Annotated in this window: 20 protein-coding genes; 10 read left to right on the top strand and 10 right to left on the bottom strand. The window is 65.1% G+C overall.

What is annotated here, in order from left to right; translation table 11 throughout:
• The first annotated feature begins 198 nt into the window (after positions 1–198).
• Together CH302_RS22245 and CH302_RS22240 are read left to right on the top strand one after the other, a co-directional pair.
• The gene (locus tag CH302_RS22245) at positions 199–1,011 is read left to right on the top strand and encodes an FAD binding domain-containing protein (RefSeq protein WP_037188091.1); all 813 of its coding nucleotides are present in this window, start codon (positions 199–201) and stop codon (positions 1,009–1,011) included.
• Positions 1,008–3,722, top strand: coding sequence for a molybdopterin-dependent oxidoreductase (locus CH302_RS22240; RefSeq protein WP_037188094.1), 2,715 nt, complete (start codon positions 1,008–1,010; stop codon positions 3,720–3,722). Before CH302_RS22245 ends, CH302_RS22240 begins: the two co-directional genes overlap by 4 nt.
• Here CH302_RS22240 and CH302_RS22235 read toward each other — a convergent pair.
• From CH302_RS22235 to CH302_RS22225, 3 genes are all read right to left on the bottom strand, one after another.
• Positions 3,694–4,131 (bottom strand): Lrp/AsnC family transcriptional regulator, encoded by a 438-nt coding sequence (locus CH302_RS22235; protein WP_032376860.1) that lies wholly within the window; start codon positions 4,129–4,131, stop codon positions 3,694–3,696. The two genes, CH302_RS22240 and CH302_RS22235, sit on opposite strands and share 29 nt — an antisense overlap.
• A 98-nt stretch (positions 4,132–4,229) precedes the next feature.
• Complete coding sequence (locus CH302_RS22230; protein ID WP_037188095.1) at positions 4,230–4,940, bottom strand: CPBP family intramembrane glutamic endopeptidase; 711 nt, start codon at positions 4,938–4,940, stop codon at positions 4,230–4,232.
• The gene (locus CH302_RS22225) at positions 4,940–6,124 is read right to left on the bottom strand and encodes an NAD(P)H-binding protein (RefSeq protein ID WP_037188096.1); all 1,185 of its coding nucleotides are present in this window, start codon (positions 6,122–6,124) and stop codon (positions 4,940–4,942) included. Before CH302_RS22225 ends, CH302_RS22230 begins: the two co-directional genes overlap by 1 nt.
• A gap of 54 nt (positions 6,125–6,178) precedes the next feature.
• Here CH302_RS22225 and CH302_RS22220 point away from each other — a divergent pair, with 54 nt between their 5' ends.
• Positions 6,179–6,784 carry a hypothetical protein gene (locus tag CH302_RS22220; protein WP_037188097.1) on the top strand — a complete coding sequence of 202 codons (606 nt, stop codon included), beginning with the start codon at positions 6,179–6,181 and terminating at the stop codon, positions 6,782–6,784.
• Positions 6,785–6,787: 3 nt separating this feature from the next.
• On the opposite strand, the gene CH302_RS22215 is transcribed toward CH302_RS22220, so the two are convergent.
• A complete protein-coding gene (locus tag CH302_RS22215) occupies positions 6,788–7,906 on the bottom strand; it encodes an acyl-CoA dehydrogenase family protein (RefSeq protein WP_037188101.1) in 1,119 nt (372 codons plus the stop codon).
• 365 nt (positions 7,907–8,271) lie between these two features.
• On the opposite strand from CH302_RS22215, the gene CH302_RS22210 reads away from it, so the two are divergent.
• Together CH302_RS22210 and CH302_RS22205 are read left to right on the top strand one after the other, a co-directional pair.
• The gene (locus CH302_RS22210; protein WP_037188104.1) at positions 8,272–9,501 is read left to right on the top strand and encodes an aminotransferase class I/II-fold pyridoxal phosphate-dependent enzyme; all 1,230 of its coding nucleotides are present in this window, start codon (positions 8,272–8,274) and stop codon (positions 9,499–9,501) included.
• Entirely contained in the window at positions 9,498–11,063 is a 1,566-nt protein-coding gene (locus tag CH302_RS22205) for an NAD-dependent epimerase/dehydratase family protein (RefSeq protein WP_037188107.1), read from the top strand. The genes CH302_RS22210 and CH302_RS22205 overlap by 4 nt, the downstream gene beginning before the upstream one ends.
• Here the strand turns inward: CH302_RS22205 and CH302_RS22200 are convergent.
• Entirely contained in the window at positions 11,047–11,568 is a 522-nt protein-coding gene (locus CH302_RS22200; RefSeq protein WP_037188109.1) for a J-domain-containing protein, read from the bottom strand. The two genes, CH302_RS22205 and CH302_RS22200, sit on opposite strands and share 17 nt — an antisense overlap.
• A gap of 187 nt (positions 11,569–11,755) precedes the next feature.
• Positions 11,756–12,007: a hypothetical protein gene (locus CH302_RS22195; RefSeq protein WP_037188110.1), complete on the bottom strand. Its 252-nt coding sequence runs from the start codon at positions 12,005–12,007 to the stop codon at positions 11,756–11,758.
• 96 nt (positions 12,008–12,103) lie between these two features.
• Here CH302_RS22195 and CH302_RS22190 point away from each other — a divergent pair, with 96 nt between their 5' ends.
• From CH302_RS22190 to CH302_RS22175, 4 genes are all read left to right on the top strand, one after another.
• Complete coding sequence (locus tag CH302_RS22190; protein WP_052047359.1) at positions 12,104–16,681, top strand: ATP-dependent helicase; 4,578 nt, start codon at positions 12,104–12,106, stop codon at positions 16,679–16,681.
• A 44-nt stretch (positions 16,682–16,725) separates the two neighbouring features.
• On the top strand, positions 16,726–17,499 hold the full coding sequence (locus CH302_RS22185; RefSeq protein ID WP_037188112.1) for a DNA-formamidopyrimidine glycosylase family protein: 774 nt from the start codon (positions 16,726–16,728) through the stop codon (positions 17,497–17,499).
• A gap of 108 nt (positions 17,500–17,607) precedes the next feature.
• Complete coding sequence (locus CH302_RS22180; protein WP_037188115.1) at positions 17,608–17,958, top strand: YciI family protein; 351 nt, start codon at positions 17,608–17,610, stop codon at positions 17,956–17,958.
• Entirely contained in the window at positions 17,955–19,211 is a 1,257-nt protein-coding gene (locus tag CH302_RS22175) for an RNA polymerase sigma factor (RefSeq protein WP_052047360.1), read from the top strand. The genes CH302_RS22180 and CH302_RS22175 overlap by 4 nt, the downstream gene beginning before the upstream one ends.
• A gap of 148 nt (positions 19,212–19,359) precedes the next feature.
• Here the strand turns inward: CH302_RS22175 and glpD are convergent, their stop codons facing one another.
• The 3 genes from glpD to CH302_RS22160 form a co-directional block, all read right to left on the bottom strand.
• Complete coding sequence (gene glpD, locus CH302_RS22170; protein WP_037188117.1) at positions 19,360–21,090, bottom strand: glycerol-3-phosphate dehydrogenase; 1,731 nt, start codon at positions 21,088–21,090, stop codon at positions 19,360–19,362.
• Between the two features lie 103 nt (positions 21,091–21,193).
• On the bottom strand, positions 21,194–22,411 hold the full coding sequence (locus CH302_RS22165; protein WP_037188120.1) for an aminotransferase-like domain-containing protein: 1,218 nt from the start codon (positions 22,409–22,411) through the stop codon (positions 21,194–21,196).
• A 140-nt stretch (positions 22,412–22,551) separates the two neighbouring features.
• Positions 22,552–23,955, bottom strand: coding sequence for an NAD(P)H-quinone dehydrogenase (locus CH302_RS22160; protein ID WP_037188122.1), 1,404 nt, complete (start codon positions 23,953–23,955; stop codon positions 22,552–22,554).
• Positions 23,956–24,136: 181 nt separating this feature from the next.
• Here CH302_RS22160 and CH302_RS22155 point away from each other — a divergent pair, with 181 nt between their 5' ends.
• On the top strand, positions 24,137–24,601 hold the full coding sequence (locus CH302_RS22155; protein WP_037188123.1) for a gamma-glutamylcyclotransferase: 465 nt from the start codon (positions 24,137–24,139) through the stop codon (positions 24,599–24,601).
• Between the two features lie 13 nt (positions 24,602–24,614).
• Here the strand turns inward: CH302_RS22155 and CH302_RS22150 are convergent, their stop codons facing one another.
• Positions 24,615–25,079, bottom strand: coding sequence for an SAM-dependent methyltransferase (locus CH302_RS22150; RefSeq protein WP_037188124.1), 465 nt, complete (start codon positions 25,077–25,079; stop codon positions 24,615–24,617).
• Positions 25,080–25,088: the final 9 nt, after the last annotated feature.

Below are 25,088 nucleotides of genomic sequence, written 5' to 3'. Positions count from 1 at the left end.
GCCCTCGCTGAGCGTGCTCGAAACAGCTGAGCTCGTAGGAAGAAACAGTATGTGTGGGTTGTTTCCTCCGAGTTTCGGGCGTATCGCCGGACGACCGAAGATCGGTAACAGATACTCACTACAGTTCGAGATGACACATCGGGTGGTCGATCTGCCGGCGTGGTGGATCTGCCGGCGAGAACGAGGTGAACGAAGGCCATGGATCTCGGCACTGTCGACGACATTCTGCTTCCCGGCTCCCGCGCGGACCTTCCGCCCGGACGCGCGGACACCGCGGTCCTTGCCGGCGGTACCTGGCTGTTCTCGGAGAAGCAGGACCACTTGGCCACCCTCGTCGATGTCACTGCCCTGGGCTGGGAGCCGTTGACCGTCACCGAGACCGGGCTCGAGATCGCGGCGACCTGCACCATCGAGACTTTGGCGCGCTACACCTCTCCGTGGCCGGCCACCGCATTGTTTCCCCGCTGCGCAGCAGCGTTGTTGGCCTCGTTCAAGATCTGGAAGACCGCCACCGTCGGCGGCAACATCGCGCTGGCCCTGCCTGCCGGAGCGATGATCTCGTTGACCGCCGCCCTCGACGGTGTCGGGCAGGTGTGGTCGGGTGACGGGCCCGATCACGACTACCGCATCGCGATCGCTGATCTGGTCACGGGCCCGCACGCCAACGCACTTCGATCGGGAGACGTGCTGCGCAGCATCGATATTCCATTGCACGCGCTCCGGTCCAGAACGGCGATGCGCAAGCTCGCACTGTCACCGCTCGGGCGATCGGCCGCCGTGGTGATCGGGCGAGTCGACGACGGCGGCGAATTCGTTCTGACCGTCAGCGCGTCGACCGTCCGTCCGTTCGTTCTGCGCTTCCCGAGCCTGCCGACGGCGGGCGAACTCGACGACGCGCTCGCCGCCACCATCGGTCCCCAGCACTGGTACGACGACCCCCACGGGGCTCCGGACTGGCGCCGTCACATCAGTTGCACTGCAGCGCAGCAGATTCGCGAGGAGTTGTCATGATCGTAGACATCAACGGTGTACCGACCGATGTCACTCCGCGGCCCGGTCAGTGCCTGCGCACCATGCTCCGTGAACACGACCACTTCGAGGTGAAGAAAGGATGCGACGCGGGCGACTGCGGCGCATGCTCGGTGCTCGTCGACGGCGAACCGGTGCACTCGTGCATCTTTCCCGCGTTCCGTGCCGCCAACCGGTCCGTCACCACCGTCGCGGGGCTCGGTACACCGGACGACCTCCATCCGATGCAGAGGCGATTCGTCGACGCCGCCGGTTTCCAGTGCGGGTTCTGCACTGCCGGAATGGTCGTCACCGCCTCGACGCTGACCGAGGAAGATCTGGACGAGCTTCCCGAACGGCTGAAGGGAAACCTGTGTCGCTGCACCGGGTATCGCGCCGTGTCCGACGCCGTCTGCGGGGTGGTCAACACCGAGAAGTCCGTCGACGGCCCGGCGTGTGGACGATCCCTCGCGGCACCCGCCAGCACGCGCATCGTCACCGGAACCGAGCCCTACACACTCGACCACACCCCTCCCGGGTTGCTGCACGCCAGTGTTCTCGGGAGTCCACACGCGCATGCCCGGATCGTCTCCGTCGATACCACCGCAGCGGAGCAGGTACCGGGGGTGCACCTGATCCTGACTGCGAAAGACAGCCCGGCGACAGCCTTCTCGACGGCCCGCCACGACCGCCGCGTCGACGATCCGGACGACACCCATGTTCTCGACACCGTCGTGCGCTTCATCGGCCAGCGAGTGGCGATCGTGGTCGCAGAATCGGTTGCAGCGGCCGAGGAGGGGTGCCGCGCTCTTGTCGTCGAGTACGACGTGCTGCCCGCCGTGTTCGATCCGGAATCCTCGCTCGCACCGGATGCGCCGAAGATCCACGGCGACAAGGACGCCACGGCTCGGATCGCGGATCCGTCTCGCAATCTGGTGGCCGAGCTGCACGGCAGTACCGGGGACGTCGACGCTGCCGTTCGCAGCGCAGCGGCGGTCGTCACCGGCCGCTGGACCACTCAACGGATTCAGCACGTACACCTGGAAACCCACGGCACCATCGGCTGGTTGGACGAGACCGGAAAACTGAATCTGCGCACCAGCACTCAGGTTCCGTTTCTGGTGCGCGACGAGATCTGCGAGATCTTCGGTTTGGCACGCGACCGCGTCCGCGTGTTCACTGCGCGCGTCGGCGGCGGATTCGGCGGCAAGCAGGAGTTGCTCACCGAAGACGTGGTGGCTCTGGCGGTACTGCGTACCGGTCGACCGGTGCAGTTCGAGTTCACCCGCACGGACGAGTTCACCGTGTCGCCGTGCCGCCATCCGTTCCGCGTCGACGTCACGGCCGCCGCGAGCGCCGACGGTACGCTGACCGCCCTGTCGATCGACGTTCTCACCGACGCCGGTGCCTATGGGAACCACAGTGCCGGTGTGATGTTCCACGGTTGCGGCGAGTCGGTGGCGATCTACCGGTGCGCCAACAAGCGAGTCGACGCAAAAACCGTGTACACCAACAACATTCCGTCCGGAGCGTTCCGAGGCTACGGATTGGGACAGGTGATGTTCGCGATCGAATCGGCGATGGACGATCTGGCGCGAGAGATCGACGTCGACCCGTTCGAGTTCCGCAGACGCAACGTGATCGTCCCCGGCGACGACATCGTGGCCGCCCATCACGAAGAAGACGACCTGCAGTTCGGCAGTTACGGCCTCGATCAGTGCATCGACCTGGCCGAAGCCGCTCTGCGACGGGGCAACGGCGAGCACGCCCCGGCGGGCTGGAAGGTCGGCGAAGGAATGGCGGTGGCCATGATCGCGACCATTCCGCCGCGTGGTCACCGAGCCGAGACCTCGGTCGCACTGCTGCCCGAGGGTCGGTACGAGATACGAGTCGGGACTGCGGAATTCGGCAACGGAACCACCACCGTCCACACTCAGATCGCGGCGAGTGAACTCGGCACGTCCGTCGACCGCATCGAAGTCGATCAATCCGATACCGACTCGGTCACGTACGACACGGGTGCCTTCGGATCGGCGGGCACTGTGGTGGCAGGCAAGGCCCTGTATGCGGCGGTTCGCGCGATGTCGGCTCGCATTCTGGATCTGGCCGCCACCGCGACCGGGCACCGAAATTCGGACTGCACACTCGGACCGGAGGGCGTGCGCTGCGGAGATCGCTTCGTCACCCTCGACGACATTCTGGCGGTGGCGGGAGGCTCCCTCGTCACCGAGGGCAACAGTGGCGGGCTGCCGCGTTCGCTGGCGTTCAATGTGCACGCGTTCCGGGTGGCGGTCCAGGAGGACACCGGGACCGTGAAAATACTGCAGTCGGTACAGAGCGCCGACGCCGGAACCGTGATGAACCCGCAGCAGTGCCGTGGGCAGGTCGAGGGCGGCGTCGCCCAGGCGATCGGGAGCGCGCTGTACGAGGAGATCCGCACCGACGGTGCCGGTCTCGTCACCACCGATTCGATTCGTAGCTACCACGTTCCGCAGTTCGCGGACATACCTCGCACCGAAGTTCTGTTCGCCGACACCTACGACCGTCTGGGCCCGTTCGGTGCGAAGTCGATGAGCGAGTCTCCGTACAATCCCGTGGCACCGGCCCTGGCCAACGCCATTCGTGACGCCGTCGGCGCTCGACTGTACGACCTACCCATGTCGTCGGACCGGGTGTGGCGGGCGGTCAGCGGTCGTAGAACGTCTGCAGAATGATCGTGCTGCGCGTCTGCACGTTGGCGGTGGCGCGGATCTCCTGCAGCAAGCGCTCGAGCGCCCTCGGCGACTCGACCCGCACGAGCAGAACGTAGCTTTCCTCACCGGCAACCGAGTGGCACGACTCGATGGCCGACAGATGCTTCAACCGGGCGGGGGCATCGTCCGGTTGCGCCGGATCGATCGGAGTGATGGCCACGAACGCCGACAGCGGCCGGCCGAGGGCCTCCGGGTCGACCTGCGCCGTGTACCCACGGATGACACGTCGGGACTCCAGCCGCCGGACTCTGGATTGAACGGCCGAGACGGACAGGGAAGCTTTCTCCGCCAACGTCGCCAAAGTGGCGCGGCCATCGGAGACAAGCTCGTCGATGATCAAGCGATCGACGCGATCGAGATTTTCACTCACCTGCGCAATGTAGCCCAGATCCGAGACGAATCAGCGCCCACATCAGTTTCTGCTGGTCGAATCGGTGCTTGTGCCTCTTTCTGCCCGGCCGGCAGAGATCACACGAACAGCGGCGGCAGGGCGAGAACCATGACCGCCGACCAACTGACGTGCGTCAGGATCGGCGCCAGTATTCCGCCGGACGCGCGCCGCTGCAGGCCCATCACGTAGCCCAGAAGCACTGCGGCGAAGCCGAGCATCGGGTTGCCCGACGCGAGGGTGGCGATCGCGTAGACGACCGTCGAGATGATCACCGGATGCTTGACGCCGATGGCCGAGTACAGCGCTCCTCGGAAGAAGATCTCCTCCGCCACGCCGTTGAGCAGCGCGATGAACACGATGAGCACCAGCGAACCCACCCGGGCGTGAGCCAATACGTTCTCGGTGAAATCGGCGAGCGGCGGAATCTGCCGCACCACGAGACCGCCGAGCATGAACACCCCGCCGACGGCGAGACCGATCAGGATGGGCGTGACGATCGGTCGCCTGATCGATCCCCCGACCTGAATGCGTCCGAGATGCAGTGGGCCCGACAGGAATCCACCGACCGTCCACACTGCCGCCAATACCAGGGTCAGTGCGTAGAACGCCGGATCACCCGGCTCGACCTTGAGCGAGAAGTAGAGCACGGTGGCACCGATCACCAGTGTGATCAGCACGATGATCCGCCGCTTGCGGAACGCCGCGTCGGACTCCTTGTGATCGCGCTCGACCGGGTCGACCAGAGCGGACTTCATCACGTTGAGCGCGGTCGTGGACCACGTTCCCATCACGCCTCCTCGGTATCGGTCAGTCGGCGTACGGCCGACCTCGCGCGTCGATTCACGTCGGCCATCACGTCGAGATTGGTACGCACCGCTGCCGCAACGGGCTTCGAGTACAGCAACCGTCGCCCACCGAGAGCTTCGATCAACCCCCAGGTGCGGTCCGAGGACGCCGCGACACCCCGACGCCTGATCCCCAGAGCGTCACCGCCGCTCCACGCCGCATCGGTGCTCGCGAGCCGAAGCGGATCCTTCAGCGCACACACACCGGGAGGGTCACCGACCATTCCCCGCACACTACGGGCCATGGCATCGGCAATCGTGGTCAGACCTCGGGGAGGGTCGGGAACGAGCTCACGAATCCGGCTCTCCGACGTCGTCATCGTGTTGTGCAGCGACCCGACGAGATCCTCGGCGAGTCCGGCGGGAACCGGAATGATCTTTCCGATGACCTTGCCTGCGAGCGAGGTCGGCACCAGCGGCACCGGAACGCCGATGCGCTGGAGACCTGCAGCTTCGACGTACGCGAACACGAGATCTCGATACGGCACCACATCCGGCCCACCGATGTCGTAGGAACCCGCGGGAACTTCCTCGGCGTCGGCGGATGCCACCAGGTAGTGCAGCACGTCGTCGACGGCGATGGGCTGCACGGGCTCGGCGAGCCAACTGGGCAGCGGCAGCACCGGCAAGCGGTCGGCGAGGTAGCGCAACATCTCGTACGACGTCGAACCTGCACCCAGAACGATGGCCGCTCTGAGCCAGACCAGCTCGACACCGTCCACCGTCAGAGCCTCGCCGACGTCCGCCCGGCTGGCGAGGTGCTCCGACAGCTGGTCGTCGTCGGGTACGAAACCGCCGAGGTAGACGATTCGGCGTACTCCCGCCCGCGCGGCCGCTGCGGCGAACTGCTCGGCGGAACGTCGGTCCTGCGCGCGGTAATCGGACTCGCCGATCGCGTGCACGAGGTAATAGGCCACATCGATGTCGCCGGATTCCGCGAACGCGGCAGCGCAGGACCGGTCGTCGGTCACATCGAGCGATACTGCGGTGACGGAGTCGAAGAAGTCGAAGGTCCGCAGGTTGTCCGGCGTTCGGGAGCCGACCACGACCTCGGCCTCGTCGGCCAACAGAGCTGCCACCAACCGCGACCCGATGTACCCGCTGGCACCGGTGACGAGAGCTCTCATGCTTCGAGGCTAACGGCACTCGAGGCGTTGTGTCGGTGTGGCATTGTCGCTCCTATGGCTCTGGTCTTGGCAGGTGTGGTTCTCCCCGATCCCCTCGGTACCGAAACGGTGCTCCGACGAGGAGTCGCGGTCGCTCGGGCCGGTGCGGGCTGGATGCTCACCACGACCGCTTTCGCGCTTACCCTGCCCGGCCGAATCGAAGCACTGTTGACGCGTATTGAGATGTTGATGACACGCATCGATCACGTGATCGACTCCGCCGACGCCGTGGTCGCCAGCGTGCAGCGGACAACCGGTGCCGCGGACGAGGTGGTCGCGTCGGCGTCGGTCGCCTCGCACACCGCGCTGGAGCTGATCGAGTTGTTCGATCCCATCGCCAAGAAATCCGAACCCATGGCGCGAAAGTTCGTCGACAACCTCTCCGAGGAGGAAGTCGACGCCGCGATCGCCATGGTCGATCAACTGCCCGGGCTCCTCGATCACATGGAAGCGTTGCTTCCCATTCTCGCCACGCTCGACACGGTGTCCCCCGAGATTCACGAGCTCCTCGGAGTCACCAAGGACGTTCGACGCGCGGTCATCGGCATTCCAGGGTTCAAGTTCTTCCGCAATCGCGGCGAGGACAAGCTCAACGACGAGTTGCGAGACGAAGAGCGGTAGTCCCTACTTCACGAATGCGAACTCGTCTCCGGCGTGGAAGCGGGCCAGGGTCTCCGAGATGGACCGCCGTGACGGCGGATGAAATGCGAAGGCGTGCAATGCCGCTGCGACGTACGCGATTTCGGGAGACTTGATGAAGCCGATTCCGCCGAGCGATTCGATCGCAGCCGAACTGCTCCGCACCAGAGCGTCGCGAATTGCGATGCGGTTGAACAACAACCTCACCGAGATGTCCTGTCCGCGTTCGCCTTCGTCGAAGGCGCGAGCCACGTTCTCGATGGCCGCCATCGATGTCTCGAGTTCGGCCGCTGCGCGAACGTAGCCCTCGTGGTCGCCCTTGTCCTGCTCGATCATGCGTTCCAGCAGTGATGTCGCTGCACCGATGTAGTTCGCCGAGATCAACATGCCGAACCAGAGGTAACCGGTCATCTCGTGCACGCCATCGGGATCGTCGTCCTTGTTGGGTAGGACCAGGCTCGCGGGCACTTCGACGTCGTCGAGCACGACTTCCTCGCTTTGCGCGCCGGCCAGGATGTCGGTGGTCCAGAACGGCTTCACGCTGATACCGGGAAGGCTTGCCGGAATCAGAGCGACGGCGCGGTCGCCGGAGTCGATCTCGACACTGCAGGTCAGCAGATCCATCGAACGAGCCAGGCTGCAGGGCTTCTTGCTTCCGTTGACTATGTAGTTGTCACCCTTCTTCACGGCTGTCATCGTCGGAATGAACACACTGCCACCGGTGACGCCCTCGGAGAATCCGGACGCGACGATCGCCTTCTGCTCGACCAATCCCTTGATCAACGCGCGGTCGTCCTCGGTGGCACCGCGAGCGAACTCCGTCAGCGAGGCCAGCGAGAGATGGTGCATCGTGGTTCCCGCGCCCAGCGAGGGCGAGCGAGACCCGATGGCCCTCTGTGCCCGGACCGCGTCGATGGCCGGAGCGCCGAGACCGCCCAGTTCGGCCGGGACCACCAAACCGGTGCCGCCGAATTCGCGAAATTTGTCGACAGCGTTGGAATCGCGCGCTTCCAATTGTGCAAGCGGTGCCTCGTCCAGATATGCCAACAAACCCGGAATGTACTTTTCGAGAGTTTCTCTTTCGCGCACCATCAGGCCGGTCATAGCTAATCTCCTGTGTCATCGATTGTTACGGTTGTGCCATAGTTTGATCGCGACATAACGGTCACGGATACAAATTGGCGGATGAAGAAATGCAGAAGTCGAATTCGCGCTGATCGTCGACGATACCCCTCGACCTGCGGATACAAACACCCTTTTTCTGAGAATCGCCTGAGCCGAAAAGATACTTCGATCACTTTTCGAGGAATTTTCCTGACAGCGCTTCCTGATTTGTTCGACCGAAACATTCGATGATTATTCTTCGCCTGTAAACCCATCGCGTTTGTCGACCGCGCCGAATGACTGATGAATTCGCGACAGATTGAAGACAAAACCAAATCCGACTCTGTGAGGAGTTCTGGTCGATAATGGCTGTCAACAGATTGATGAAAAGACTCGGCGGTGACGAGCGTGTGGACTTGCTGCGCGCCGTTCGGGAAGCAGACGTGGCTCCGTACTTTCGCAGGATGGAGTCCGCCGTGGCGCCGGTCGTCCGAGTCGAGGGCAAAGACAAGCTCATGCTCGGCTCCAACAATTACCTCGGGATCGCAGACCACCCCAAGGTCGTCGAGGGAGCTCAGCATGCGTTGGACACCTTCGGAAGCGCGGTGACCGGTAGCCGGCTGCTCAACGGAACGATGGATCTGCATCTCGAGCTGGAGAACGAAATTGCCCAGTGGCACGGAACCGACGACGCGCTGGTCTTCACCACCGGATATCAGACCAACCTCGGAACCATCAGTGCGATCGTCGGACCCGGCGACACCATCATCGTCGACTCGGCGGCACATGCATCCATTCGCGACGGCAGCACTCTCTCCGGCGCTTCGGTGGTCAAGTTCAAGCACAACGACATGGCCGATCTCGAAGCCAAACTTCAACAGCCCGTCGTCGACGACGGAGCCGTGCTGGTCATCGTCGACGGCCTCTATTCCATGGAGGGCGACCTTGCACCGCTCGATGTGGTGTCCGAGCTGTGTATCCGCTATCACTCGGCACTGATGGTCGACGAAGCACACAGCCTCGGCATCTACGGGCCGGAACTCACCGGAGCCGCCGAACTCTTCGGCATCACCAAGGACGTCGACGTCACGATGGCATCGCTGTCGAAGAGCCCCAGCTCCACCGGCGGGTTCGTCACCGGTTCGAGCGATTTGATCGACACCCTCCGAGTCAAGGCCCGCGCCTTCCTGTTCACGACCTCCGGCGTGCCTGCTGCAGTGGGTGCCGCGTTGGCATCCGTCCGTCTGATCCGAAGCGACGAGGGTAAGGATCGAGCTCGGCGCGTACTCGACAATGCCGAGATCCTTCGCGGCGGATTGCAATCGGCTGGGCTCGACGTGGCAGGCCGCTCCGCCACCCCGCACGGAGATACCGCCTCCCCCATCGTCTCTCTCCACGTCGGCGACGATCTCGTAGCCATGAATCTGTGGAAGAACCTGTACGACCGTGGCATCTTCACCAGCGCCGCCCTGCATCCCGCCGTGCCGAAGTCCGGTGCGATTCTTCGCCTGTGCGCGATGGCCACCCACACCGAACAGCAGCTGGCGACCGCCACGGAGCAGATCATCGAGGCCGTGGCAGGGCTGCCCGAATGAGTGAGCACACTCGTGGCCTGCGCATTGCGGTCACCGGGGCAACGAGCGATTTCGCGGCCGCGATACTGCCGCGGTTGTTCGATGATCCCGAGGTGGATTCGGTAGTCGGTATCTCTCGTCGCCCAGCTCGACTCGAACACCCCAAGTTCGCCTCGCTCCGGTCCGATATCAGGTCACCGGACCTCGAGGTCATCTTCACCGGTTGCGACGTCGTCATGCATCTCGCGTTCGTGGTCGAGGAGCTCAAAGACAAGGCCGAGACTCACGACATCAACCTCCGCGGCTCACGCAACGTCATCGATTCGGCATATCGAGCGGGCGTGGCGCGAGTGGTGATCGCGTCGAGCATCAACGCATACGGTGCCGACATCGCTCCCGAGCCGCTCACCGAGAACAGTTATCCCGCAGGCGATCCCAACCGCTATTACTTCTACGACAAGGCCGAGGTGGAGCACTACGCGGAGTGGTGGCTCCGTAGGCACCCCGGCGAGATGACCATCTCCATGTTGCGGTGCACGTACATCATCGGACCCGACTTCGCCAACGACGGAATCGACCAGTTCACCGGGCCGATCGGTGCATTCCCGGAGGCGGATCGGGCGTCGTACCAATTCCTGTACCAGGACGACATGGCCGACGCCTTCCACCGCGCGGTCAAGACCGACCTGATCGGCCCGTACAACCTGGGTCCGGTGGACTGGGTCGGTGTGCGCGAACTCGCTGCGATGCAGGGCCAGTTGATGTTCGACGTACCGCAGAAGGCCGCAACCCGCGTCGCGAACGTCGCGTTCAGACTCGGCCTGACACCCTTCTCCGGGCAGTGGGTCACACCAGGGGAACCCATCGTCGATTCCTCTGCTCTCGGCCGAGCCACCGGCTGGGCACCGACGCTCACGGCACACGAGAGCGCGGCGGTGATGATTCTGCTGCAAGGCAAGTCGCTCGTGCGACGCGGCGACGCCCTGGCTCGCGGCATCGCCTGCGAGGCGGCGCTGCGCCCGGCATCGGAGGCCGTTGCGCTGAGCCGCGAGGATGTCGCAGCACTGCGGGTCGAACATCGGCAGCTCGACACCGGCCACGGAAGCGTGCACGTGGAGATCCATCGAGCATCCGTCGGATCCGGACAGTCGGTGGTACTCGTCGCCGACGCCGGTCTGCATGCGCGCTATCTCACGTCGCTGGCCTCGGACATCGCCGCCGGGGGTGCCCACACTGTGGTGCTCGATCTACCCGGGCACGGCTTGAGCACCGGTCCGCGCGGGCGATCGTCGGCAGCGCAGACCACCGAGGCCGTGGATGCAGCACTACGATTCGCTCGAATCGAACTCGATACCGCGCCGATCGCTGTACGTAGCGGAACCCGTCATGCGGCGGACACTCTGGTCGGAGGCATTCTCAGGCGGGCCACCGGCTGGAAGACGATGGAAGAACCGACCCGGCCCGACGCGCTGCTGCCGTCGAAGATCCGGGTCGACGGAACAGCCGGCATTCGGTTCGTGTCGACGGCCGCCGATGCGTTGGCCCAGTGCACAGCGACGACGGGGCTCAGCGTCGCCGGGTGAATGTCCGACGGACGCGCGTCCACCACGACGCTCCCGCTGTATCGAGTCCTGCAGTCGGGGGTTCGGCCGACTGGGAGCGATGCTCGCGCTCGAGTCGGTCCACCTCGGCTCGGTTGGTTCGCCAGCTCTCCATCCAGGTCTCGACGTCGACCGGTGCCAGCGGCACGACCGGAGGCGTCGGGAACCGGATCCAGTCGACGATGCGAGCGTTCAACTCGTCCAACACGTCTCGCGCCGAATCCTCACGCCGAATGCCGATCAGTGTCGACGGCAACCGCTCGATCTCCTTGCGCAACTGCAATGCGGTGGGCAGCAACGCATCGGCGGGCAGGTTCTCCCGTTTCAGGTAGCCGCGCACCCACCACAGCTCGTCGCCGGGATCGCCGACCGGAATCGGCTTACCGGTGCCCTCGAGCCCCTCGAACGCACCGTTGTCCTGCGCCTCACGAATCTGCTTGTCCACCCAGGACTCGAACGTGACTCCTGGTTTCTTGCGTTCGGTCACCCCGTCGACTGTAGATCCGGAGCCGGGCTCCGCGCCACGTCTTCCGCACCGAAGCGTTCACCATCGGACGCCGAGCGCGGGATTCTGCCGGTTCTGCTCGATCGTGAACGGTCGGGTGCGGCCGGCGAGCACGACGAAGCCCCGACCCGATACGCGGGCCGGGGCTGGTGTCACACAGCGATGCTGGTCAGCCGTATTCGGCGACCAGGCGATCGAATTCTTCGCGGTCGATGACCTGGGGCTCGTTGATGGCCAGAGCCTGCGCGTACTTGCTCGCCAGGTGGTAGTCGCGACCGAGTGGGCCGTGCTCGGCATCGTCCTCGTCCGATTGGATGCTCGCACCCGGCGGCACCTCGTTCTGCAGGCCGTTGGTCTTGCTGCCGAGCAGAGCGTCGAGTTTCGCGGAAATCTTCTGCATGGTCTCTAGGTCGTCGGTCATGGAAGCGGTGTACCCGAATCGCTCGAATCGACACCGCCGCGCGATCGGGGAACTGCGTGAGGATTATCTGTCGGCGCCCGGGGGCATGATGATGGGATGGCCAGGCACAGTACGGGCACCGAGACAGCGAGCGAGCTGTCGGTGATGGAGAAGTTGTCGCGGCCGACCCGTGAATGGTTCACCGGCGCTTTTCCTGCTCCCACGTCCGCGCAGTTGGGCGCATGGTCGTCGATCTCGAGTGGTTCGCACACCCTGGTGGTTGCTCCGACGGGCTCGGGCAAGACGCTTTCGGCGTTCCTCTGGGCCTTGGACGAGCTGGCGCAACTGGGTGCGGACAGCACCCGCAAGACCAAGGTCCTCTACATCTCGCCGCTCAAGGCCCTCGCCGTCGACGTCGAGCGCAACCTGCGCGCGCCGCTGGTCGGCATCACCCAGACCGCCAAGCGACTCGGCCTGAACCCGCCGGAGATCTCGGTCGGCGTGCGATCCGGTGACACCAGCGCCGCCGACCGCAGGAACATGATCAAGACGCCGCCGGACATTCTGATCACCACCCCGGAATCGCTGTTCCTCATGCTCACCTCCGCCGCGCGAGACATCCTCGCCGAGGTCGACACCGTGATCGTCGACGAGGTGCACGCCGTCGCAGGCACCAAACGTGGCGCGCACCTCGCGGTGTCTCTCGAACGACTCGACGCGATGCTGGACAAGCCTGCGCAACGCATCGGCCTGTCCGCGACGGTGCGACCCCACGAAGAAGTGGGCCGGTTCCTCGCCGGTGCCGCTCCCATCGAGATCGTCGCTCCACCCGCCCCGAAGACCTTCGACCTGACGGTTCAGGTGCCCGTGGAGGACATGACCGAACTGGGCGTCACCGACCCGAATGCGGACACCTCCGCCGCTCCCCCGGCTCAGGGATCGATCTGGCCGCACGTCGAGGAGAAGATGGTCGATCTCATCCTCGAGCACAAATCCTGCATCGTCTTCGCCAACTCGCGACGGCTCGCGGAACGACTCACCGCGCGGCTCAACGAGGTGTATGCCGAACGGATCGGCGACGGCGTGGAGACACAGCACAAACCGCCCTCGCAGGTCGGCACCCCCAACGACGTGAATCACGGTGCCGATCCGTTGTTGGCCCGAGCCCACCACGGCAGTGTCAGCAAGGATCAGCGCGCGCTGATCGAAGACGATCTCAAGACCGGCAGGCTGCGCTGCGTCGTCGCCACCAGCAGCCTCGAACTCGGAATCGACATGGGCGCAGTCGATCTGGTGGTCCAGGTCGAAGCGCCGCCCTCGGTGGCGAGCGGGTTGCAACGAGTCGGACGCGCGGGTCACCAGGTCGGCGAGATCTCCAAGGGTGTGCTGTTCCCCAAGCACCGCACCGACCTGATCCACTGCGCCGTCACCGTCGAACGCATGACGTCGGGCAAGATCGAGGCGTTGTTCGTTCCCGCCAACCCACTCGACGTGCTGGCACAGCAGACCGTGGCGGCCTGCGCTCTCGAACCGATCGACGCCGAGGACTGGTTCGATTCGGTCCGTCGCACAGGCAGTTTCGCCACCCTGCCCAGATCTGCCTACGAGTCGACTCTCGACCTGCTCTCTGGCCGCTACCCCTCGGACGAGTTCGCCGAACTACGGCCACGGCTCGTATGGGACCGCGACGCCAACACTCTCACCGGCCGCCCCGGGTCGCAGCGACTGGCGGTCACCTCCGGTGGCACCATCCCGGACCGCGGCCTGTTCACCGTGTACATGGTGGGCGAAAAGCAGTCCAGGGTAGGCGAACTCGACGAGGAGATGGTCTACGAATCGCGAGTCGGTGACGTGTTCGCCCTCGGTGCCACCAGCTGGCGCATCGAGGAGATCACCCACGATCGGGTGCTCGTCAGCCCGGCGTACGGCCAACCAGGTCGACTCCCCTTCTGGCACGGCGACGGCCTGGGTCGGCCCGCCGAGCTGGGCCAGGCCCTGGGTGAGTTCCTGCGTAGCACCACCGATCGCAGCAACTTGGCCGAGCGACTGAGCTCCGACGGTCTCGACGCCAACGCGGTCAACAACCTCATTGCGTTGCTCGACGAGCAACTCGAGGCCACCGGCCAACTCCCCACCGACAAGACGATGATCGTCGAGCGGTTCCGCGACGAACTGGGCGACTGGCGGCTGGTCCTGCATTCCACCTACGGTCAGCAGGTGCACGCGCCGTGGGCGCTCGCAGTCGGCGCGAGGCTGATCGAGCGATACGGCATCGACGCCGCCCCCACCGCGTCCGACGACGGCATCATCGTTCGGCTTCCCGACACCGACGACCAGCCACCGGGCGCAGAACTGTTCGTGTTCGAGCGCGACGAGATCGCCGACATCGTCACCGAGCAGGTCGGCGGATCGGCTCTGTTCGCATCGAGATTCCGCGAATGTGCCGCTCGCGCACTGCTTCTCCCCCGCCGAAATCCGGGCAAGCGTGCGCCGCTGTGGCAGCAGCGCCAGCGTTCGGCTCAGCTGCTCGACGTGGCACGCAAGTACCCGACGTTCCCGATCCTGCTCGAGACCGTTCGCGAGTGCCTCCAGGACGTCTACGACCTACCCGCCCTCGAAGACATCCTGGCCAGAATCGGCAGACGCCAGATCAGAATCGTCGACGTCGAGACGCCGTCGCCGTCGCCGTTCGCCAACTCGCTGCTGTTCAACTACGTCGGCGCATTCATGTACGAGGGCGACAGCCCGTTGGCCGAACGCCGTGCCGCCGCACTGTCACTCGACTCGGCGCTCCTCGCCGAGCTGCTCGGACGCGTCGAACTGCGAGAGCTCCTCGACGACAGCGTCATCACCACCACCGAACTCGAACTGCAGCGCCTCCCCGAGGACCGCCACGCCAAGGACATCGAAGGCGTCGCGGACCTGCTGCGGCTGCTCGGTCCGCTGACCGTCGAGGAAGTCGGCCTTCGAACCGACGGCGACGAGTACCCGCAGTGGCTCGCCGAGCTCGCCGATGCCAAGCGGGCGATGGAGGTCTCGTTCGCCGGCAAGAACTGGTGGACGGCGATCGAGGACGCTGCTCGGCTGCGCGACGCATTGGGCGTCCCTCTTCCCATCGGAACTCCGGCTGCCTTCATCGAACCCGTCGACGATCCGCTGGTCGACCTGATCAGCAGGTACGCCCGGACCCACGGACCGTTCACCCTCGACGACGCCGCAGCGCGCTTCGGGGTCGGTACCGCCGTGGTACGCGACGTTCTGCGCAGACTCGCCGTCGACAAGCGCGTTGTCGAGGGCGAATTCCGGCCCGGTGCCACAGGCAGCGAATGGTGCGAGGCCGAGGTCCTCCGGCGTTTGCGGCGGCGGTCGCTCGCTGCGGCCCGGCAGGAAGTCGAACCCGTCTCCACCGCCACCCTCGGCCGCTTCCTGCCGGCGTGGCAGCACGTGGACAGCCGACGCCTGAGCGGAATCGACGGCGTCGCGACCGTCATCGAACAGCTTGCCGGCGTTCCTGTTCCGGCCTCGGCCTGGGAATCTCTCGTGCTCTCGTCGCGTGTGACGGACTACAGCCCGGCGATGCTCGACGAGCTCACCTCCACCGGCGAGGTGTTGTGGGCGGGGCACGGTGCGATCTCGTCGAAGGACGGCTGGGTGAGCCTGCACATGGCCGATACCGCTCCGCTGACCCTCGTGGCCGCGGCCGAATCCGACCTGTCGGAGTTGCAGATTCGCATTCAGGACGCTGTCGCGGGCGGCGGCGCGTACTTCTTCCGCCAACTCTCCGACACCGTCGGCAGTACCGACGACACCGCACTGCAGGCTGCTCTGTGGGAGCTGGTGTGGGGGGGCCGTCTGAGCAACGACACGTTCGCCCCGCTGCGCGCCCTGTTGAACTCCACGACCACCCGCTCGGCCCCGAGTCACCGAGCACCACGTCGCACACCGCGGTTGCGCTCGTACCGGCAGTTCGAGCGCCCCGCTCTTCCGACTCGCACCGGTCCGCCGACGGCGGGTGGACGGTGGTCGAGGTTGCCCGAGCTCGAGCCCGACCTGACCGTCCGCGCCCATGCGACCGCCGACGTGCTGCTCGAACGCTACGGCGTGGTGACCCGCGGTTCGGTGATGAACGAGGGCGTGCCCGGCGGGTTCGCCACGATGTACAAGGTGCTCACCGGATTCGAGGATTCCGGTCGCTGCCGTCGCGGCTACTTCGTCGATTCCCTCGGTGGGGCGCAGTTCTCCACCTCCGACGTGGTGGACCGGTTGCGCAGCTACGACGAACCGAAGAAGAACGCCACCGCCGTCGTGCTCGCGTCCTGCGATCCGGCCAACCCCTACGGCGGAGCACTGCCCTGGCCGAAAGCCGGCAGCGGCGAGGCCGGTGTCGGGGAGAAGCCGGACGAGACGACGAAGCATCGGCCGGGTCGCAAAGCCGGTGCACTGGTCGTCCTCGTCCGGGGCGAATTGACCATGTTCGTCGAACGCGGTGGGAAGTCGGTGCTGACGTTCGGTGAGAACACCGACGACATCGGCGCTGCAGCAACCGCATTGGCCGCCACCGTTCGACGCGGCGGTGTCGACAAGCTACTCGTCGAGCGGATCAACGGTCACGACATTCACGGCACCGACTTCGCCAAGACCTTGACCGAAGCAGGTTTCTCGGCCACCCCACGCGGCCTTCGCCTGCGTCGCTGAATTACCCACGACCTGCGAGACCACCAGAGAGGACACCGACAACGATGCCCGAGGGCGATACCGTCTGGCGCGCCGCCAACACCCTGCGCGCAGCACTCGAGGGTAGGCAGCTCACCACCTGCGACATTCGCGTACCCCGTTACGCCACAGTCGACTTCACCGGAGAGACCGTCGATTCCGTCGCCTCACGCGGTAAGCATCTGCTGATTCGAGTCGGCGGCCACGTCATTCATTCGCATCTGAAGATGGAGGGCACCTGGCACGTCTATGCACCCGGTGCGAGGTGGCGTCGCCCGGCCTTCCAGGCGCGGATCATCTTGAACACCGCCGACGCGCAGGCCATCGGGTTCGAGCTCGGAGTCCTCGACATCGTCGAGGACGAGGACGAGGTCGTCGGCTATCTCGGACCGGATCTGCTGGGTCCCGACTGGGACCCGAAAGCCGCCCTGACCAATCTGGAGTCGGATCCGGCTCGTCCCGTCGGACTCGCTCTACTCGATCAGCGCAACATCGCCGGGCTCGGCAACGTCTATCGCAACGAGATCTGCTTTCTCCGTGGCATCGACCCGCGCACGCCGGTCGCCGAAGCCGGTGACCTGAAGAAGACGATCGACCTGTCCTATCGATTGATCATGGCCAACAAGGATCGCAACCAACGCGTCACTACCGGGGATCGGCGCCCGGGCCGACACTTCTGGGTGTACGGGCGCGAGAACAAGCCGTGCCGACGGTGCGGAACAACCATCGAATTCGGGCTCATCGGTGACAACCCACTCGAGGAACGGCAGATCTACCACTGCCCGCACTGTCAGAACTGAGATCTGGCGAGATCGTCCGGTCCATGGTGTCCTTTTCGACGAACCCTGTTCGTCCTTCGTGTGTAGGTCGACGAACGGCGTCGACCACGACGATTCGAAGGAGCCTTCATGACCACGTACGCAGCCATCGTCTACACCCACGACGCCGACTGGACCTCGCCCGAAGTTGCGGACGAGATGGCCGAATACGGTGCATTCAGTGCCGCGGCAGGATCCGCGATCACCGGCGGAGCGGTCCTCCACCCCACCTCGACCGCCACCACGGTGCGCGTGTCGGGAGGGAAGGGAGGTGACGTCCTGACAACGGACGGTCCCTTCGCCGAGGCCACAGAGGTGCTTGCGGGGTTCTTCCTCCTCGAGGCGCAGGACCTCGACGCCGCGATCGCACTGGCCGCACAGATCCCAGCGGCGTGGAACGGAGCAATCGAAGTCCGGCCGGTCATTCCGATGACTCGATGAATACGCCGGCCGAGCACCTGTCGGCCGTGGTCCGTGACGAGGGTCGCCGGGTCCTGGCGACCCTCGTTCGCACTACCGGCAGTTTTGCCGTCGCCGAGGACGCAGTCTCCGAGGCTGTGGTGACCGCACTTGCTCACTGGCCCAGATCGGGTGTGCCCGACAATCCGCGAGCCTGGCTCACGACCGTGGCTCGCAACAAGGCGCTCGACATCATCAGACGAGAGGCCGGGCGCTCCGCGAAGGAACGAGAGGCGGCCGATCTCGCCCTGCTGAATCGGAATTGGAGCGAGGGTGATGAGTCCGCGATCGCCGACGATCTGTTGCGGTTGGTCTTCACCTGCTGCCACCCGGCGCTCTCCGTCGAGGCGCAGGTGGCGCTGAGTCTGCGCACCCTCTGCGGGCTGGCCACTGCCGATGTTGCTCACCTGATGCTGGTGCCGGAGGCAACCATGGCCAAACGGCTCACACGCGCGAAGAAGAAGATCGCCGCAGCCAACATTGCGTACCGAGTACCGGAGTCGGCGGAGCTACCGCAACGACTCGACGCGGTGGCCACCACGGTGTATCTGATGTTCACCGCCGGCCATCACGGCGGCGATACGCTGGTGCGTCCTCGACTGTGTGACGAGGCAATTCGGTTGGCCCGCTTGCTGATCGACCTCATGCCGGACGAGCCGTCACTTCAGGGGCTACTGGCCCTCATGCTGTTCACCGACTCGCGCCGGGCGACCAGGACCGACCAATCGGGCGGCCTGGTCAGGCTGGAGGATCAGGACAGATCTCGGTGGGATCGAGAGGCGATCGAGGAGGGTGCTCGATCGATGAACAGTGCACTGCGTCGCAGCGACTCTTGGCACAGTCGGTACACCATCCAGGCCGCCATCGCAGCATGTCACGCCGGCGCAGCGACGTACGCCGACACCGATTGGTCACGGATCGTCATGTTGTACGACGCGCTCGTGGTTGTGGAGAACACACCGATCGTGGCACTCAACCGTGGTGTCGCCGTGGGAGAAAGCCAGGGGCCTGCCGCCGGGCTCGATGCACTCGACGCGATCGATTCTCTCAGCGGCCACTACCTGTGGCATGCCTGTCGAGCTGTGATGCTCGATCGCCTGGACCGCGCGGAGGAGGCCAGAAGTGCACGAACGACTGCGCTCGCTCTCGCCCCGTCGCCGGCCGAGAAGGCGTTTCTCCGAGCGCAACTCGAGTCGTCCTCCCACCCTGCTCGGCGACGACACGAAGAACCCTGAAAGCTCCCTGTCAGGTGCGACCAAGGCTGTTCACAGCTTCGCCGATCACCATGGATCGCATGCTGACACTTGCGATGTTCACCCTGCTGATCATGGCCGTTTCCGGCGCGATGGCGGCGCGCGCACCCCGGACGCTGGTTCGATTGCGCTAGATCGTGCGAACGGGTTCGAGTATTTCCTGGCGAGCCTCGGGAGCGACGACTCGTAGGGCGTCCGCCGATGCGTCGTCGGGCTGACGCTGCGACTCGATCTCGGCCTCCACTCGGGCGCGGTACGTCTCGACCTCACGGTCGACCGTGGCCTCGTCCCAACCCAGGACCGGTGCGATCAACGCCGCAACCTGACCCGCGCAGTTCATTCCGCGATGCGAGTACTCGATCGAGATTCGGGTGCGACGCGAGAGCACGTCCTCCAGATGCAGTGCGCCTTCCGCTGCCGCGGCGTACACCACCTCCACCTGAAGGTATGCCGGCGCATCGGTGAGTGGTTGCAGCAGTTCGGGTTTGCCGTCCGCCATCGCCAACACCTCGTCGATCAGCGAGCCGTATCGGTCCAGCAGGTGCGTCACCCGATGTGGATGCAAGTTGTACATTTCGCCCAGATGCGGTGCCTGATTGACCAGGGCGAAGTAACCGTCGGCACCGACGAGGGGCACCTTCTCGGTGATCGAGGACGCCACTCGCACCGGGATGTCCTCGGCCGCCAGATCGACTGCGTCCTCGGCCATCACGCGGTAGGTCGTGTACTTGCCGCCCGCGATCGCAACGAGTCCGGGTGCAACCCGGGCAACCGCGTGTTCCCGGGACAGCTTGGAGGTTTCGTCGCTCTCACCGGCGAGCAGTGGCCGCAAGCCCGCGTAGACACCGTCGATGTCCTCGTGGGTGAGTGGCGTGACGAGCACCGAGTTGACCTCGCCCAGGATGTAGTCGATGTCGGCTTTGGTGGCGGCCGGGTGTGCCAGATCGAGGTTCCAGTCGGTGTCGGTGGTCCCGATGATCCAGTGCGCACCCCACGGAATGATGAACAGCACCGACTTCTCGGTGCGCAGAATGATCGCGGCCTCGCTGACGATTCGATCGCGCGGCACCACGATGTGCACGCCCTTCGAGGCGCGTACCCGGAACCGTCCGCGCATGTTGGACAGCGACTGGATCTCGTCGGTCCACACGCCGGTGGCATTGATCACCACGTGTGCACGCACCTCGGTGGTGGCACCGGTCTCCGAATCACGCACGCGCACACCGGATACCCGGTCGGCCTCACGCAGGAAACCGACGACCTGCGTGGAGGTTCGCACCACTGCGCCGTAGTGAGCGGCCGTCCTGGCGACAGTCATGGTGTGCCGGGCGTCGTCCACGACCGTGTCGTAGTACCGAATCCCGCCGATCAACGACTTGCGTTTGATACCGGGCGACATACGCAGCGCACCGGATCGAGTCAGGTGCTTCTGCTGCGGCACCGATTTGGCCCCACCCATACGGTCGTACAGAAAAATACCCGCGGCGATGTACGGACGCTCCCACAACCGATGGGTGAGCGGGAAGAGGAACTTCAGCGGCTTGACCAAGTGCGGTGCGAGCGTGGACAGGGAGAGTTCGCGTTCGTGCAGGGCCTCACGGACCAGCCCGAACTCGAGCTGCTCGAGGTATCGAAGCCCGCCGTGGAACATCTTGGACGAGCGAGACGACGTTCCCGACGCGTAATCTCGCGCCTCGACCAGGGCCACCTTCAGTCCCCGCGTCGCCGCGTCGAGTGCGGCTCCGGAGCCGACGACGCCACCCCCGATCACCACCACGTCGAACTGCTCGGTTCCGAGCTGGTCCCACGCCTCCACCCGCTGGTCGGGTCCGAGGAACTTCGTATTCGATCGGTTGCTCATCTCGAACGCTCCCTCTCCATCGAAAATCCCCGCATTGCTTGCACGTCAGGCTACCGCCCCAGGTCCTTCGAGCGCAGAACCTGCCGTGGTGGGGGCACTCGGGTCAGGTCGCTCGGGTCGACGCCGAGTGCGCGCTACCCAATCGCCGCACTGCTTCTGCCAGCACGGTCGGGGTCGATCCGGCGAAGCTCAACCGGAGCGAGTGCCGGTACTGCGCACCCGTAGCGAACGCCGTGCCCGGCACGAAGGCAACTCCGTGATCGAGAGCCGCGTCGAGCAACTCGCCGGTGTCGGTTCCGTCCAGGAAGGTGGCCCAGGCGAACATCCCACCCGCAGGGCGCGAGACGCTGAGGCGATCACCGAACTCGGCGACGAGAGCAGAAGTCAATGCCGTTGCACGGCAGGTGTACTCGCGTCGCAGAACGTCCAGATGCGCATCGAGCCACGGAGTGTCGGCGAGCATCTCCGCTGCCATCGACTGGGTCATCGAGGATCCACACAGATCTGCGCCCTGCTTGAGCAGCTCCACCGCCCCACAGACGCTGGGCGGGGCGACGAACCAGCCGACACGAAGCGTCGGAGCCAGGATCTTCGACGCACTCGAGAGTCGAATGACGCGGTCGCTGTGACACGCGATCGGCGGCAGAGCGCCGACTCCGAATTCCGTTGTGTCGAAATATATCTCACCGTACGGGTCGTCCTCGATCACCCAGAATCCGTAGCGATCCGCGAGCGCCGCGAGGTGGCGTCGACGCTGCTCGCTCATCGTGACTCCGCGAGGATTGTGAAAGTTGGCGACGGTGTGGACCACCACGGGACCCAGCCCCGCCGTCAGTCTGCGTTCGAGTTCGTCGGTATCCATTCCGGTATCGGTGATGGGGATGGACTCGATACTCGCCTCGGCGATCGAGAAGACCTGCAGCGCAACGGTATACGCGGGTTCGTCGACCACGACGACAGCACCCGGGTCGATCAGAGCCTGCGCGAGTAACGTCAGGGCCTGTTGCGAACCGTGTGTCACGATGACGGACCCGACCGGAACGGACACTCCCCCGCGCACGAGCGATTCCCTGGCCGCAATGACGCCACGCAGAGTGCGGTGGCCGGATGTCTCGCAGTACTGCACCGCGTCGGGGCGGCGAAGCACAGCCTCCGCTGCTGCGGCGATGCGGTCGACCGGGATCAAGTCGGTGGCCGGTAGACCACCGGCGAGGCTGATCACATCGTCGCGTGCAGTGAGAGCGAGAAGATCACGGATGGCCGAGCTGGTGAGTGAATCGGTACGCCTGGCCAGGCCGGCGGAACGGTACGTAGTGGACATGAGAGGAACTCCGGGGCAGCAGGAATGGGAGAACGGCCCGCGGATCCGCTGAGTCGAAGAAGGAGCGGACGGGTGTGTCCGCTCCTTCCGACTGTCTCACGTGCTACCGAAATATGAAACGCAGCTCTCACATTGTGAGATCAGTCCAGATCGTCGTGCGCCATCAGCTGACGCGCGGCCTCGATGACCGAACCGGACAGCGACGGGTACACCGAGAACGTGTTGGCCAGGTCGTTGACCGAGAGGTTGTTCTGCACGGCCATCGCGATCGGCAGAATCAGCTCCGACGCACTCGGGGCGACCACGACGCCACCGATGACGACGCCGGTGGCCGGGCGGCAGAAGATCTTCACGAAACCACGCTTGAGTCCACTCATCTTCGCTCGCGGATTTGTGGTCAGTGGCAGCATCACCACGCGCGCCGGTACTTCACCGGCGTCGATCTTGGACTGCGCGACGCCGACCGACGCGATCTCGGGCCGAGTGAACACCGCCGAGGCCACGGTCTTGAGCTTGATCGGGCTGACGGCCTGTCCCAGTGCGTGATACATCGCAATGCGTCCCTGCATCGCCGCGACCGAGGCCAGCGGAAGCAGACCGGTGCAGTCACCGGCTGCATAGATGCCCGCGACGGCAGTACGCGAGACGCGATCCACCCGCAGGTACCCGCCCTTGTCGAGTTCGATGCCGACGTTCTCGAGTCCCAGACCGGAGGTGTTGGGCACCGATCCGACGGTCATCAGCGCGTGACTGCCCTCGACGGTGCGGCCGTCCGAGAGCGTGACGAGAACACCGTTGTCGGTGCGGACCACGGAATCGGCGCGGGCGTGCTTGACGAGGGTGACGCCACGTTCGTTGAACGCGTCCTCGAGCACCAGCGCGGCATCCTCGTCCTCGTGCGGAAGGACGCGGTCGCGGCTCGAGACCGCGGTGACCTTGACGCCCATCTCGGTGTAGGCGGAGACGAACTCGGCACCGGTCACGCCGGATCCGACGACAACCAGGTGCTCGGGGAGGGCCTCGAGGTCGTAGAGCTGACGCCAGTTGAGGATTCGTTCGCCGTCGGGTTCGGCTCCCTTGACCACGCGGGGCCGGGCTCCGGTCGCGATGAGCACCACGTCGGCGTCGAGGATGCGCTCTTCACCGTCGGCGAGCACTGCCTTGATCTGGTGCGAGGCCATCCCGACATGGGTGTCTATCATCTCGGCGCGTCCGGCCAGCAGTTGCACGCCGACGGAGGTGACGCGGTGGGCGATGTCGGAGGACTGCGCCTGCGCGAGGCTCTTCACGCGGTCGTGAATCTTCGGCAACGCGACGGCGGCCTGCGACGGATCGAGGGAGATGCCGAGGTCGCTGGCTCGACGCATCTCGGTGCGAATGCCGGTCGAGGCGATGAACGTCTTCGACGGCACGCAGTCCCAGAGAACGCAGGCACCGCCGATACCGTCGGAATCGACGAGCGTCACCTCTCCGCCGTGCTGTGCGGCAACCAACGCTGCTTCGTACCCTGCCGGACCACCACCGATGATCACAATCCGGGTCATTGATCCTCTTCTCGCATGCTCGAAATCTCTCGTCGTGTCGCGTCAACGGTATTCCAGAGGCTGCCCTCCCGCGTCTTCAGGGCTGGCCTGCCTCGCCCCGCAGGAGGGCGGACCTGGGGCGACGCACCGAAACACGACCACGAGGCGTCAGTGGGTACCGATACGGTTTAGGCTGGCCGACGTGCCAATTTATGCCGCCTACGGATCCAACATGCATCCGGAGCAGATGTTGCAGCGATGCCCTCACTCGCCCCTGTCGGGAACCGGGTGGCTGCACGGATGGCGGTTGACCTTCGGCGGTGGCGACATCGGTTGGGAAGGCGCACTGGCCACGGTCGTGGAGGATCCCGACTCCCAGGTCTTCGTCGTGCTCTACGACGTATCCGAGGAGGACGAGGAGAGCCTGGATCGCTGGGAGGGCTCGGAACTCGGTATTCACCGGAAGATCCGGCTGCGCATCGAGACCGGCCGGGAGCCGGTGCTCGCCTGGATGTACGTACTCGACGCCTACGAGGGCGGCCTGCCGTCGGCGCGCTACCTCGGCGTCATGGCAGAGGCAGCCGAAATTGCCGGTGCCCCAGCCGAATACGTACGAGACCTACGAACCCGCAACAGCCGCAACGTCGGTCCCGGTACCGCCTCGTAGCTCGAGAGACGGATCAGAAGTAGTTCTTCATGACCGACGCCACCCACGTCGGTTCCTTCACGTCCTCACGCTCGGGAACCATCGACTGCAGGAACGGCTTGACATCGAACACCGGTGTGCCGTCGATCGCGTCGAGACCTCGAACTCGGATGCGCAGTCCGTCCACGTCGACGATCTCGCACCGCGACACCCCGAGATGATTCGGCCGGTCCTTGACCCGTTGAGCGAGGACGCCCATCCGAGGAAGCGTCGTGTCACCGCGGGGGTGCCGCGAACCGGTCGTCGTCGCGGCCGGATCGCACAGGTGGAAGCCGTAGACCACTTCGAGGTGGGAGAACTCGGCGAGACCGAGGGTCGCGTCGGCGTCGAGGACAGCGTCGTGGAGTTCGATGACGGACTCGACCGATCCCCAGTCGTCGTCCACCACCTCGGCACGGTCCGATCGAACGATTCCGATCGGCGACACTTCGAATGCCATCTCGTTACC

The organism is Rhodococcus sp. 15-2388-1-1a (assembly GCF_002259145.1).
Taxonomy (GTDB): Bacteria; Actinomycetota; Actinomycetes; order Mycobacteriales; family Mycobacteriaceae; genus Rhodococcoides.
This window is presented reverse-complemented; position numbering and strand designations above follow the sequence as displayed.